Annotated in this window: 12 protein-coding genes; 7 read left to right on the top strand and 5 right to left on the bottom strand. The window is 64.6% G+C overall.

Translation table 11 applies throughout. The features are described 5' to 3' along the window. Window positions 1-105: 105 nt before the first annotated feature. From FIU89_RS05860 to FIU89_RS05845, 4 genes are all read left to right on the top strand, one after another. Complete coding sequence (locus tag FIU89_RS05860) at window positions 106-723, top strand: HD domain-containing protein (RefSeq protein WP_152491734.1); 618 nt, start codon at window positions 106-108, stop codon at window positions 721-723. Window positions 724-883: 160 nt separating this feature from the next. After that, window positions 884-4,033: a valine--tRNA ligase gene (locus FIU89_RS05855; protein WP_152491733.1), complete on the top strand. Its 3,150-nt coding sequence runs from the start codon at window positions 884-886 to the stop codon at window positions 4,031-4,033. Window positions 4,034-4,231: 198 nt separating this feature from the next. Beyond that, window positions 4,232-5,338: a pyridoxal phosphate-dependent aminotransferase gene (locus FIU89_RS05850; RefSeq protein WP_152491732.1), complete on the top strand. Its 1,107-nt coding sequence runs from the start codon at window positions 4,232-4,234 to the stop codon at window positions 5,336-5,338. 42 nt (window positions 5,339-5,380) lie between these two features. After that, on the top strand, window positions 5,381-5,560 hold the full coding sequence (locus FIU89_RS05845; protein ID WP_152491731.1) for a hypothetical protein: 180 nt from the start codon (window positions 5,381-5,383) through the stop codon (window positions 5,558-5,560). Here FIU89_RS05845 and FIU89_RS05840 read toward each other — a convergent pair. Then, window positions 5,557-6,753: an alanine--glyoxylate aminotransferase family protein gene (locus FIU89_RS05840; RefSeq protein WP_152491730.1), complete on the bottom strand. Its 1,197-nt coding sequence runs from the start codon at window positions 6,751-6,753 to the stop codon at window positions 5,557-5,559. The two genes, FIU89_RS05845 and FIU89_RS05840, sit on opposite strands and share 4 nt — an antisense overlap. Before the next feature lie 128 nt (window positions 6,754-6,881). On the opposite strand from FIU89_RS05840, the gene FIU89_RS05835 reads away from it, so the two are divergent. Then, the gene (locus tag FIU89_RS05835) at window positions 6,882-7,565 is read left to right on the top strand and encodes a tyrosine-protein phosphatase (RefSeq protein ID WP_152491729.1); all 684 of its coding nucleotides are present in this window, start codon (window positions 6,882-6,884) and stop codon (window positions 7,563-7,565) included. Window positions 7,566-7,572: 7 nt separating this feature from the next. Here FIU89_RS05835 and FIU89_RS05830 read toward each other — a convergent pair whose 3' ends face one another. Then, on the bottom strand, window positions 7,573-8,247 hold the full coding sequence (locus tag FIU89_RS05830) for a TIGR04283 family arsenosugar biosynthesis glycosyltransferase (RefSeq protein WP_152491728.1): 675 nt from the start codon (window positions 8,245-8,247) through the stop codon (window positions 7,573-7,575). A 67-nt stretch (window positions 8,248-8,314) separates the two neighbouring features. On the opposite strand from FIU89_RS05830, the gene FIU89_RS05825 reads away from it, so the two are divergent. Then, a complete protein-coding gene (locus FIU89_RS05825; protein ID WP_152494415.1) occupies window positions 8,315-9,046 on the top strand; it encodes a folate-binding protein YgfZ in 732 nt (243 codons plus the stop codon). A gap of 45 nt (window positions 9,047-9,091) precedes the next feature. On the opposite strand, the gene efp is transcribed toward FIU89_RS05825, so the two are convergent. Beyond that, the gene (efp, locus tag FIU89_RS05820; protein WP_152494414.1) at window positions 9,092-9,655 is read right to left on the bottom strand and encodes an elongation factor P; all 564 of its coding nucleotides are present in this window, start codon (window positions 9,653-9,655) and stop codon (window positions 9,092-9,094) included. 218 nt (window positions 9,656-9,873) lie between these two features. Between efp and FIU89_RS05815 the strand changes: the two genes are divergently transcribed. After that, window positions 9,874-10,194: a DUF6280 family protein gene (locus tag FIU89_RS05815; RefSeq protein ID WP_152491727.1), complete on the top strand. Its 321-nt coding sequence runs from the start codon at window positions 9,874-9,876 to the stop codon at window positions 10,192-10,194. A gap of 424 nt (window positions 10,195-10,618) precedes the next feature. On the opposite strand, the gene FIU89_RS22205 is transcribed toward FIU89_RS05815, so the two are convergent. Together FIU89_RS22205 and FIU89_RS05805 are read right to left on the bottom strand one after the other, a co-directional pair. After that, window positions 10,619-11,836 (bottom strand): hypothetical protein, encoded by a 1,218-nt coding sequence (locus FIU89_RS22205; protein ID WP_172977966.1) that lies wholly within the window; start codon window positions 11,834-11,836, stop codon window positions 10,619-10,621. A 116-nt stretch (window positions 11,837-11,952) separates the two neighbouring features. Further along, on the bottom strand, window positions 11,953-13,308 hold the full coding sequence (locus tag FIU89_RS05805) for a TolC family outer membrane protein (RefSeq protein WP_172978034.1): 1,356 nt from the start codon (window positions 13,306-13,308) through the stop codon (window positions 11,953-11,955). Window positions 13,309-13,344 lie beyond the last annotated feature (36 nt).

Raw genomic sequence — 13,344 nt, 5'->3', positions numbered from 1 at the left:
GCTCCAGCCTGCAAGAGGCCGCAGACGCCGGCGCGGCGACACCCCCTTTCCACGCAAGCACCCTGCCCCTAGGTTGGCGCCGAAACGGCAACAGGAGTCGGCGCCATGGACAAGGTCAGCTTCACCCAGATGAAGGACGGCACCAAAGAGGATTACGAGTTCCTCAACGAGCACGAGATCAACCACACGAAACACACCGCCAAGCGCCTGATGAAGGCGCTGGTGGAGCTGGACGAAAGCCTGTCGGGCTACCAGATCACGCGCCTCGGACATTCCCTGCAATCGGCCACCCGCGCCTGGCGCGACGGCGCGGATACCGACTGGGTCGTCGGCGCGCTTCTGCACGATATCGGCGACATCTACGCGCCCTACAATCACGACGAATACGCCGCCACGATCCTGAAACCCTTCGTGCGCGAACAGGTCACCTGGTGCGTCGCCACCCATGGCGATTTCCAGATGCTCTATTACGGCCACCACCTCGACGGGGCCGACCCCAACAAGCGCGACCGCCACGCCGGGCATGCGTATTTCGACGACTGCGCCGAATTCTGCGAACGCTGGGACCAGGCCTCGTTCGACCCCGGCTACAACACCTTGCCGCTCGAGTTTTTCGCGCCCATGGTCGAGGAGGTCTTCGCCCGCACGCCCTATGATCCTCAGGTGATCCGACCCGGCGCACGCGAACCACTGGTGAACCCGGAGGTGGCGGCGGCGCGCTGAGTCCGAAGACGGGTTAAAGGGGCCAGCCCCTCACGTTGAAACTGCGTTTCAACGCTCACCCCGGGATATTTTCGGCCAGAGGAAAAGCCTGCCTCTTTCCCTTGCCCCGCGCTTTCGGTATTCGACCCAAGACCTTATTTCCAAGCACGGGACCTGCATCATGGCGATGGAAAAGACCTTCAACGCAGCCGAGGCCGAACCGCGCCTCTCGACCGCCTGGGAAGAGAGCGGCGCCTTCAAGGCCGGCGCCAATGCCAGGCCCGGGGCCGAGACCTTTTCCATCATGATCCCGCCCCCCAACGTGACGGGCAGCCTGCACATGGGCCACGCCTTCAACAACACGTTGCAGGACATCCTGATCCGCTGGCACCGGATGCGCGGCTTCGACACGCTGTGGCAGCCCGGCACCGACCACGCCGGCATTGCCACGCAGATGGTGACCGAGCGCGACATGGCCGCCAACGGCGAGCCCACGCGCGTCGAGATGGGCCGCGAAGAGTTCGAGAAACGCGTCTGGCAACAAAAGATCAAGTCGCGCGGCACCATCATCGGCCAGCTGAAGCGCCTCGGCGCTTCCTGCGACTGGTCGCGCGAGGCCTTCACCATGTCCGGCGCGCCCTCGGCCCCCGAGGGTGAGGAAGGCAATTTCCACGACGCCGTCATCAAGGTCTTCGTGGACATGTACGAAAAAGGCCTGATTTATCGCGGCAAGCGGCTGGTCAACTGGGACCCGCATTTCGAGACGGCCATCTCCGATCTGGAAGTCGAGAATACCGAGGTTGCGGGCCACATGTGGCATTTCAAATATCCGCTGGCGGGCGGCGCGACCTACACTTATGTCGAGCGCGACGACGATGGAAATGTCGTGTTGGAGGAGACGCGCGACTATATCTCCATCGCCACCACGCGGCCTGAGACCATGCTGGGCGACGGCGCGGTCGCAGTTCACCCGTCGGATGAACGCTACGCGCCAATCGTGGGGAAACTCTGCGAAATTCCAGTCGGACCGAAAGAGCATCGTCGCCTCATTCCCATCATAACGGACGAATATCCGGACCCCGATTTCGGCTCGGGCGCGGTCAAGATCACCGGCGCGCATGACTTCAACGACTACGGCGTGGCGCAGCGCGGCGGCATCCCCATGTACCGCCTGATGGACACCAAGGGCGCGATGCGCGACGACGGCTCCCCCTATGCGAAGATGGCCGAGATCGCCATGGCCGTGGCCAAGGGCGAGCGCAGCCTTACCGAGGCCGAGGCCGACACGATCAACCTCGTCCCCGACGACCTGCGCGGCCTCGACCGCTTCGAGGCGCGTGAAAAGGTCGTCCAGCAGATCACCGATGAGGGTCTGGCGGTCATGGTCCCCGTCCAACACGAGGACAAGAGTAGGCCGGGGTTCACCCCGGCCCCCGAGGACGGCGCCGAGCCGGGGTCAACCCCGGCCTACCTCCCGCTCGTTGAATCGAAGCCAATCATGCAGCCCTTCGGCGATCGCTCGAAGGTGGTAATCGAGCCGATGCTGACCGATCAGTGGTTCGTCGCCACCGACAAGATCGTCGGCCCCGCCATCGAGGCGGTGAAATCCGGCGACGTCACCATCATGCCAGAGCAGGACCGCAAGGTATATTTCAACTGGCTGGAAAACATCGAGCCCTGGTGCATCTCGCGCCAGCTCTGGTGGGGGCACCAGATTCCGGTCTGGTACGGCTTTGACCTCAGCGCACCCGATTTCCGCGACCGCGAAGGCGATGGCGCGCTGGATCTCGTTGAAATGCTTGAGGTTCTCAACGAAAGCCACTTCGCCCCGCTGATGGAATGCGGCCACGATTTCGAGGCGACCGCACAGGCCTTCACCGCGCAGCTGACCGACCTGCCCACGCCGCTGGCCTCGATGACCGTGGTCGAGGCGAAGGACCGCGAGGATGCGCTGCACAAGCTCGCCTCCAGCCTTGCCGACTACACGGCCAGCCAGGATCCCACGCATCTGGTCTACCCGGTCTGGCGCGACCCCGACGTGCTCGACACCTGGTTTTCCTCGGGGCTCTGGCCCATCGGCACGCTGGGCTGGCCCGAAAAGACGCCCGAACTGGAAAAATACTTTCCCACCAGCGTGTTGGTCACCGGCTTTGACATCATCTTCTTCTGGGTCGCCCGGATGATGATGATGCAATACGCCGTCGTGGGCGAAAAGCCGTTCTCGGACGTCTATGTCCACGCCCTCGTCCGCGACGAGAAGGGCAAGAAGATGTCCAAGTCGCTCGGCAACGTGCTCGACCCGCTGGAGCTGATCGACGAGTACGGCGCCGACGCCGTCCGCTTCACCCTGACGGCCATGGCCGCCATGGGGCGCGACCTGAAGTTGTCGCCGCAACGCATTGCAGGATATAGGAATTTCGGCACCAAGCTCTGGAACGCCGCCCGTTTCGCCGAAATGAACGAGGCGGTTGGCAGCACCGGCGCCATTCCGCAACCGAAACAGACCGTAAACCGTTGGATTCTCGGCGAAACCGCCAAGACCAAGGCGCTCGTCGATTCCGCGTTGTCGCAATACCGCTTCAACGATGCCGCCAACACGCTTTACGCCTTCGTCTGGGGCACGGTCTGCGACTGGTATGTCGAGTTCTCCAAGCCGCTCCTGCTGGACGGCACGGGCGAGGTGAAGCAGGAAACGCAGGACACAATGGCCTGGGTCATCGACCAGTGCCTGATCCTGCTGCACCCCATCATGCCCTTCATCACCGAAGAGCTCTGGGGCACGCTGGCCAGCCGCGACGAGATGCTGATCCACGCCGACTGGCCCGGCTATGGCGACGAGCTGATCGACGCCGAGGCCGACGCCGAGATGAACTGGGTCATCGCCCTGATCGACAGCGTCCGCTCGGCCCGCGCGCAGGTCCATGTGCCGGTGGGCCTCTACACGCCGCTTCTGGTCACCGAGTTCTCGAAATCCGCGCGCCTTGCCTGGGACAACAACGCCACGATGATCAAGCGCCTTGCCCGGATCGAGGCCCTGGAAGTCGTCGAAAGCTTCCCCAAGGGCTGCATCACCATTCCAGCCGAGGGCGCCAGTTTCGGCCTGCCCCTGGCCGATGTCATCGACGTGGCCGAGGAAAAGGCCCGGCTGGAAAAGACCCTCAGCAAGCTGGAAAAGGAACTGGGCGGTCTGCGCGGCCGGCTGGGCAATCCCAAGTTCGTCGAAAGCGCCCCCGACGAGGTGGTCGAGGAAGCCCGCGAGAACCTCGCCGCCCGGGAAGAGGAAGAGAGCAAGCTGCGCGCCGCCCTCGACCGTCTGGCCGAACTGGGCTGAAAAATCCCGGCTTTTTCTTGCTTGAAATACTCATAACGCCACGTCCGCCCCGGGCGTGGCGTTAACCTTTCCGGGTGCCGGACAATGGCACCGACGCGATGCCACCCAAATACCGACGCGATACCGACGCGGGTTTCGGGCGTTAACCTCTCTCCCCTTCGCCTTGCACCCGGCCCGGCTTTGACGTTACCTCTCTGCATGACCGGCCCACGCTACACCGATATCGTCCGCGCCCTGCCCGCCTCGGTCCCCTTCGTCGGCCCCGAGGTCCGCGAGCGCGAAACAGCCACCCCGTTTGCCGCCCGTCTCGGCGCCAACGAGAACGTCTTCGGCCCCTCGCCCGAGGCCATCGCGGCGATGCAGGAGGCGGTGGGCGACATCTGGAAATACAGCGACGCCACCAGCCATGATCTGCGCCGCGCCCTGGCCGCGCATCACCGCGTGGACCCTGAAAATATCGTTGTGGGCGAAGGGATTGACGGGCTTCTGGGCTATCTGGTGCGCTTGCTGATCGAACCCGGCGATGCCGTCGTCACCTCCGACGGGGCCTACCCCACCTTCAACTACCACGTGGCGGGCTTCGGTGGCGACCTGCACAAGGTGCCCTACAAGGACGACCACGAGGATCCGGCCGCGCTCTTAACCAAAGCGAAAGAGGTTGGCGCGAAACTCGTCTACCTCGCCAACCCCGACAATCCGATGGGCACCTGGCATGACGGGGCGACACTCCGCGCCGCGCTTGACGACCTGCCACCGGGCTGTCTTCTGATGCTGGACGAAGCCTATATCGAATTCGCCCCCGACGGCACCGCGCCGGAGATACCCATATACGACCCGCGCGTCATCCGAATGCGCACCTTTTCAAAGGCTTACGGCATCGCAGGCGCCCGCATCGCCTATGCCATGGGCGCGCCCGACCTGATCCGCAGCTTTGACAAGATTCGCAATCATTTCGGCGTCAATCGCGTGGCCCAGGCCGGTGCCCTGGCCGCCCTTCAGGACGAGGACTGGCTGGCCAAGACGATCGCACGCATGGCCGAGGCCCGCGACCGCATCGCCGAGATCGCCGCCGCCAACGGCCTGCACAGCCTGCCCTCGGCGGCCAATTTCGTCGCCGTGGATTGCGGCCGCGATGGTGATTTCGCCCGCGCGGTCCTGAACGATCTGATCGGGCGTGGCCTTTTCGTGCGCATGCCGGGTGTCGCCCCGCTCAACCGCTGCATCCGCATCAGCTGTGGCCGCCCGCAGGACCTCGATCTGCTGGCAGAGACCCTGCCCAAGGCGTTGGCCGCAGCCCGTGCGTAGAAATTAACTGACAGCAGCGGGTCCTGCATTAAGATCACGGGCATGAGACGCCGCCAGATGCCCGAAGCACCGAATTACACCAATGCCGCACTGGTCATGGGGCTGGTCAATTTGCTTTGGATTTTCATGGCCTTGTGGATGGTGTTCGGCCTGCCGGTGGTGATGGCGGTGGGCTATGGGCTGAACCTGCTGATCACCCGATTCAGCCGCTCGAACGCCTAAGGCGCGGCCAGAACCTGCGCCGCCCTCTGCACCGCGCCGTCGCCATGCGCGATATTCAGCGCAGTCAGCCCCGCCTCGGCAGCCCCCAGCACGCCCAGCAGCGCGTGACCGTTCAGATGCCCCATATGCCCGATCCGGAAATAGCCGGTGCTGCGCGGGTCATCCTCGGTCTGCATGCCCAATCCGATCCCCAGCGTGACGCCCATATGCGCCTCGACCCACTGGCGCAGGTCTTCGCCCAAGGGCTTGCCAACCGCCAGCGAGGTCACCGCTCGACTGCGCTGTGCCGCGTCCGCAATGTTCAACCTCAGCGGCCCCTCCGCGCCCCAGACCTCGCACGCGGCCCAGACCGCGCGGGCCAGCCGCTCGTGCCGGGCCCAGACGGCCTCGACCCCCTCTTCTCCAAGCATATCAAGGGCTTCGCGCAGACCGTACAGGTGATGCGTCGGCGCCGTGCCACCGAAATACTGGTAGAACAATTCCGGCTCGGTGCGCGGCACCCAATCCCAATACCGGCTGACGCGCGGGACCGTCCGGCGCACATCCGAGGCCTTGTCGTTGAAAAATACGAATCCCAGCCCCGGCGGCGTCATCAGCCCCTTCTGGCTGCCCGCGACCATCACGTCGACGCCCCAAGCGTCCATCTCGAACCGGTCACAGGCCAGCGAGGCAATGCAGTCGGCCGCCAGCAGCGCGGGATGCCCCACCGCGTCCATCGCCGCCCGCACCGCAGGCACATCGTTCAGAACCGAAGAAGACGTGTCCACATGCGTGACCAGCACCGCCTTGATTTCATGTGCTTTATCCGCGCGCAGCGCGTCCTCGACCGCCTGACAGTCAACCGGCGCCTGCCGCCCGAAATCCAGCAACTGCACCTCGATCCCGCGCGCCTCGGCGACCTCGGCCCAGCCATGCCCGAACCGCCCCGTCGCCAGCACCAACACCTTTTCCCCGGGCTGCACCGTGTTGGCCAGGCTCGCCTCCCACGCGGCGTGTCCGTTGCCAATATAGATCGCCGCGTGGCCCCTGGTGCGCGCGACCCCGCACAAGTCCGCCACCAGCTTCGGCATCATGTCCACCAGCTCGCCCGCATAGATGTTGGGCGAGGCGCGGTTCATCGCGCGCAGCACCCGGTCGGGCATGACCGAAGGGCCGGGAATGGCCAGGTAGGGGCGTCCGCCGGCACCGCTCATTACACGTCTCCACGTCAAGAATTGCGTGCAACTTAGCCGCATCCCGGGCGCCGTCAATCGCCGTTCCTTGCCACGGGCGCGACCTGCCCCTACATGGGGGCGTCACCGGACCATGGCGAAGGGCCCAGATGAATTTCTTCAAGCGGATCAGCAACTGGGAACGCGACTTGCGCGCGTCTTACAACACCGACCTGTCGACGCCGGAAAACCGCCGCCGTGCGCGTATCTACAACCTGTGGTTCGACCACGAGATCCTGCGCACCGTCTGGACCAACTTCTTTCAGATCGCACCGGGCGTCTATCGCTCCAACCACCCGACGCTGAAACGTTTCGCCAGGATGAAGGCCAAGGGCATCAACACGGTGCTCAACCTGCGCGGCGATTACCCGTCGGCGCATTACCACACCGAGGTCGAAACCTGTCGCAAACTGGGCCTGAACCTCGTCAGCATCAGCCTTCAGGCCCGCCATGCCCCCCCTGCCGAGGACCTGCTGGCGCTGATCGACACGTTCCGAACGCTGGAGAAGCCGTTCGTCATGCATTGCAAGTCCGGCGCCGACCGGGCCGGCCTCGCCTCGGCGATCTATCTTCTGGTGATCGAAGGGGCACCGATCGACATCGCCCGCCGCCAGCTTGGCCTGCGCTATCTGCATGTCCGGCGCTCCAAGACGGGCACGCTCGACCATATCTTCGACGTCTACGAGGCCCGCAACGCGCAGGCGCCCATCTCGTTCGAGGACTGGCTTCGGACCGAATACGATCACCTGGGCCTGCAGGCCGATTTCCAGGCCACGTACAAACCGTGGTTCTGAACGCGCGTCAGTAGCGCCGCGCCAGCTCCTCGGGGCGCGCCCCCGCAAGATACCGCAGCAGCAACAGCAGGTTGCGCCCGCCCCGGCGCAGCCACCCCTCGCGCCTGTAGCGCTCCGCGCTGGTGGTCGCGACGGCACCAAGCAGCGTGATCCGCCGCCCCAGCGCCTGCGCCATGGCCACGTCTTCCATCAACGGGATGTCGCGGTAGCCGCGCGCCGCATCATACATTATGCGCGGGATCAACAGCCCCTGATCGCCATATGGCAACCCGAAGAGCCTGCTGCGCAGATTGGCCCATCCCGCCACCAGCCTTGGCGCCACGCCCCTGGCGTCGAACGCCAGCCGGAACGCCGCCGCGCCGCGCCCCGCCGCGATATGGTCCTTGACGATCTCGGCCCAGCCTGGCGACAAAACGCTGTCGGCATGCAGAAACAGCAGCCAATCGCCCTGCGCCACCGCTGCCCCGCGTCGCAACTGCCCCCCGCGGGACGCCGCCCCTTCGACCAGCCTCGCGCCGGCAGCCTCCGCGACCCGAACCGTCGCGTCGTCGGATCCCCCGTCGGAAATCACCAGCTCCCGGATCAGCCCGGCCTCCAGCCCTTCGGCCAGGGCGGGCAACGAGCGCCGCAGCCCGGCTTCGGCATTCAGTGTCGGCATCACCACGGAAAGTTTCGCGCGCATCGCTGCTGGCCCTGTCAATTCACACCGATTTTCTTATATGACGGCCATGACAAAGACGAGGCCCTCCATGACCCGCAGGATATTTCAGATCACCGGCCCCGAGGCGCGCGATTTCCTTCAGGGGCTGGTCACCAACGACATCAGGAAGCTGGACCACGGATTGGTCTACGCCGCGATGCTGACGCCGCAGGGCAAGTACCTGGCCGATTTCTTCCTTGTGCCCCGGGACGGCGAGATCCTCCTGGACGTCGCGGCAGACCTGGCCGATGGCCTGGTGCAGCGGCTCAACATGTACAAGCTGCGCGCCGATGTGCAGATCACCGAGACGGATCTTGCGGTCTGGCGCGGCACCGGCGAACGGCCCGACGGGGCCTTCGATGATCCGCGCCATTCGGCGCTTGGATGGCGTCTCTATGGCGCCGAGGCGGGCGATGACAGCAGCGATTTCGACGCGATCCGCGTCGCCCATTGCATCCCGGAAACCAACATCGAACTTACGCCCGACACCTTCATCCTGGAAGCCGGGTTCGAGCGGCTGAACGGCGTGGATTTCCGCAAGGGGTGTTACGTCGGGCAGGAAGTGACCGCGCGGATGAAGCACAAGACCGAATTGCGCAAGGGGTTCGCCTCGGTCGATCTGGAGGGCAGCGCCCCGGTCGGCACGGCGATCACGGCCGACGGCAAGCCTGCGGGGACGCTGTTCACCCAATCGGGCAATCGCGCCATCGCCTATCTTCGATTCGATCGGGCCACCGGAACGATGCAGGCTGAGGACGCAACCCTGCGCCTGCCCGACTGATGCGACGTCTCGCCGCAGCCGCCGAGGCGGCCGGGCGGTACCGGCTCAGGCGCGCTCGGCGTATTCCATCGTCTCGGTGTTGACGACGATCTCTTCGTCGGGTCCGACGAAGGGCGGCACCATGACCTTGACACCATTGTCCAGAATGGCCGGCTTGAAGCTGTTGGCGGCCGTCTGTCCCTTCACGACCGGCTCCGTCTCGACCACGCGGCAGTTCACTTTCTGCGGCAGGGTCGCGTTCAGCGCCTCGTTTTCATAGAATTCTACGGTGATTGTCATGCCATCCTGCAAGAATGGCCGACGCTCGCCCAGAAGGTCGGCAGGCAATTCGATCTGTTCGTAAGTCTCTGAATCCATGAACACAAACATACCGTCGGTTTCATAGAGAAACTGCTGATCCTTCTGTTCGAGGCGCACACGTTCGACTTTGTCCGCGCTTCTGAACCGTTCGTTAAGCTTTGATCCGTTACGAAGGTTGCGCAGTTCGACCTGGGCGAACGCGCCACCCTTGCCGGGCTTGACGTGGTCGACTTTGACGGCGCTCCAAAGGCCGCCATTGTGTTCCAGGACATTACCGGGACGTATCTCGTTTCCGTTGATTTTGGGCATTGTGGCGAAACCATGACAAGAGGTTGATCGATGTTCGCCCAAACCTATATCTAGTCGTGTGATGTCATGCAAGACGACGACATATCGTGCTGCATTCGCAGCAAGCCATGCAAACCGCGCAGACGTGTTATGCGTTTCGGGACTATCCGAATCGCTGAAAACCCGTCATAACCGGCGCCACGCCTGAGACACAAGAGCAATAAAAACAAGGACGAAACATGAAAGATTTCGTTGACGGTACGGCTTTCAATGCAGAGCAAGGAAACCGTGCCCGCAAACTTTTCGCAGCCGTCGTACTGGCTGCTCTGGACGACGCGATTGCCGACGACAAGAAATACGGCAATGGCCCGGAACAAATTGCCCGCTGGGCGCGCTCTCGCGATGGTCGCGAAGTGCTGTCCTGCGCGGGCATTGACCCGAACGAACGGGTGGTCTCCGGCCTGATGGATTTTGTGGGCAAGGGTGTGCGCACCTCGGTTGCCCTGTCGCGCGAGGAAAGCGAGCGTCGCAACGCCGCCGCGCAGGCCGAAGCCGCCTGATCCTCCACGTCGTCGAATTAGAATTTGCCCCGCCTCACTGGCGGGGCTTTTTCGTTCCTGGGGTCATGTTGCGACAACGAAGGCGCCACGGAACTCCAGCCAAGGCCGCAGCCCCCGGCCCGGCGCTCTCCGATCTTGTCCTGACACCCGGCAGCAAGGCCACCCTCGCCGTTCTGGCGGCACTCCGTGCCGATGGCAGGGATGTGAGCCTCGCCGCAAGTCTGCGGCAAGGCGCCGCGGCCATGTCCTCGGGCTTTGCGGCGGCGACCATGTACCTGGACGCACCCGGCATGGCTCCCGGTCTCGGCCACCTGGGCCACGCCCATCCTGCATTCGGAAAATTGCCTGACGCGCCTGCAAGCGGACGACGGGCGCCAGGCTGGATGGCTATGAATTCACCCCGGCCGGACCGAAAGCGTCGCCGTTATTCCAGTTCCTGGCCCATCAACGCGCGATGGATCTCGCGGCGTACCAGCTTGCGGACGTTTCTGGTGATACGCTCCCCCAGGGTGCCCTGCAATTCCTGCCGAACGATTTCACTCACCAGGTCGCGCAGGGCGTCCTCGTCGAGAACCGCATCGGTGTCTTCGCGGTACCAGGTCTCCGCGCCCCGGGCCGTGTCCGCGCCCTGCTCCTCCGGGCTCTCACCGAAAGACCCGTCAGCCTCGCCCGGCGATGTCGACTCGCCGGAGGCGGAGGTGTCGGGCGACGGCATTTCATCTGGGGCGTCGTCCTGCGACGACTCCGCCGTGTCGTGATGCGCGGCCCTCGGAATGAAAACCGGGGTCGCGGTCTCGACGTGATCTTCCCAGGGAAGAGGCTCGGTCCGTCCGCCGGCATAGGCGTCTTCGGAGGCGCCATCGGGCTCCCACTGGTCCTCACGGGCGGCCACGGCGGCTTCGACCTCCGCGATCCGCGCCTCGAGTTCCGATGTTTCCGGCTCGCGGTCCAGTGCTTCGGTTGCGTCCTCGGGCACGTCCGGATCGGTATAGTCGAAGGCCACGTCGTCGTCGACAAAAGCCGCGGTTTCGAAATCCGCGCCTGTTTGCGCATCCCCGTCGTCCGGCAGAGTATCATCCTGCCGGTCATCGGCGGAATCGTCAGACGTGTCTTCGGCCGTATCTTCGGCGGTCAGCCAGTCCTTGAGATGCGCATCATCCTCCGTCCGCATGTCGCCATGCGACGCGGCCATGGCATCGTCGTCGGCCTCGGGCCAGGGTTCGGCCGTCTCGCCCACCTGCGAGTCATCCTCGCTATGGTTGTCCCATGCGTCCGCGGATTGGTCATCAACCTCCTCGGTGTCTGACCCGGCGGCCTCGACAGTCGAGTCGGGCGTGACCTGCCACTGTTCCAGCGCCAGGTGCTCGGCGTCGTCCCCCGCTGGGTCGGCGGCGACATCTTCCTCCTCCGGCCTGACCCGGAATGACGGTGTCAGCACCAGCCGCGCTTCGCCAGGCCCGGCGGCACCCTGGGGTTCCAGCGCGCGGTCTTCCGCGTCTGCGCTCTGTGTCGATGTACTCGGGCCCGATGCCCCGTGCCGTGGTTCCGCCACGTGCGATTCGAAACGTTTATCAGCCGAGACCAGCCGGCGGATAGACGACAGGACGTCCTCGATTTCCGCATTCGAGACGGGATCAGACATGCTCAACTACCATTCTTGCCTGCGCGACAGTCTAGCGACTGGCGCAAATTCGCACAACATTTTAGAACGCCGCCTTTTAAACGCTTTTGCGCACCGGGCGGTATCGTCCCGGGCCGTTACTGCCGCCCGAGCGATTTCAGGACCCGGTCCAGCTGCTTGCCCTGCCTGCTGATCGGCACCGGAGCGTCCTTCACCAGGTTGTAATAGGCCGCCGGATCATAGGTCTGCACGTTGAGCTTCAGGTCCTTGGCCGTCAGCTGTCCGATGGCCGAAAGCACCTGGTAGGCTGCAACCGCCACGTCCACATCGGCCGAGATCAGGTTGCTGCGCGCGTTCAGAAGTTCCTGCTCGGCGTTCAGCACGTCCAGCGTCGTCCGCGCTCCCAGCGTCGCTTCCTCGCGCACACCGCGAAAGGCGACCTGCGCCGCACGCACCTGCTCGCGGCTCGCCTCGCGCACGACCCGCGCCGATTGCAGGATCGCAAAGGCGTTGCCCACATCCTGAATGACGGCGCGACGCACCACGTGCAGATTGCCACGCGCCGCGTCCCGCTGCGCCTGTGCCTGGCGCTTGGCCGAGCTCAGCAGACCGCCCTGATAGATCGGCGCCTGCATGTTCAGCCCCACACTGCCCGAGCGCGTGTAATCGCTGCTGTCCAGATCCTCGCCGACTCCCAGCCGCCCCTGGGCCGTGAACCGTGGCTTCATCGCGGCGTCGGCGGCAAGGATCGTCAAATCGGCCGAGGCAACCTGCCGCTGGGCCTGCAGGATATCCGGATGATTGCGGGCCGCGATGTTCTTCGAGGCCTCGATCCCGGCGGAAAGATTCGGCAACCCACCCGGCGTCCGCAAGGTACCCGGCGTGCGCCCGACGACGGCGCGGTATTCCTCCACCGCTTGCGCAAGATTGCCCTGCGCTTCCGCCAGTTCACCCTCGGTGCTGGCAACCCGCGCCTCGGCTTGCGCGACATCCGTGCGCGTGACCTCGCCGACCTCGAAACGGTCCCGCGCGGCCCTCAGCTCCTGCCGCAGAAGACGCAGGTTGTTTTGCCGCAAGGACACGAACTCGCGGTTGCGCTGCACATTGTAAAACGCCGCAACGGCGCGCAGCAGAACCTGCTGCTCGATGCTGCGCAACGACTCACGCGTCGCCAGAACCGTCTCTTTCGCCGCATCGATGCGGAATCGGGTCTGTCCGAAATCGAACAACAACAGTTCCAGCACGATGCCGGTGTTGAAATTCGTACTGCGGACCGGATTGATCAGGCCACTGGTCTTCGCCTTGCCGAAATCCCGCGTGATGTCCGCGGTCCAGTTGATGATCGGGCGCAACTGCGACACGGCCTGCGCGACATCCTCGTCGGCGGCCCGCAACAGGGCGCGGTTCTGTTCGAGCAACCCGCTGTACTCGTAGGCCCAGGCCAGCGCCTCGCCCAGCGTTTCGGATTTTGCAGCCCCCGCCAGGCCGGTCATCCCGGCCACCGCAACCGCACCCGCGAGCAAACACGC

This window comes from Roseovarius sp. THAF27 (genome assembly GCF_009363655.1).
In the GTDB taxonomy this organism is placed as follows: domain Bacteria; phylum Pseudomonadota; class Alphaproteobacteria; order Rhodobacterales; family Rhodobacteraceae; genus Roseovarius.
Note: the sequence above shows the minus strand (reverse complement) of the source record. Positions and strands in the feature narration are given on the sequence as shown.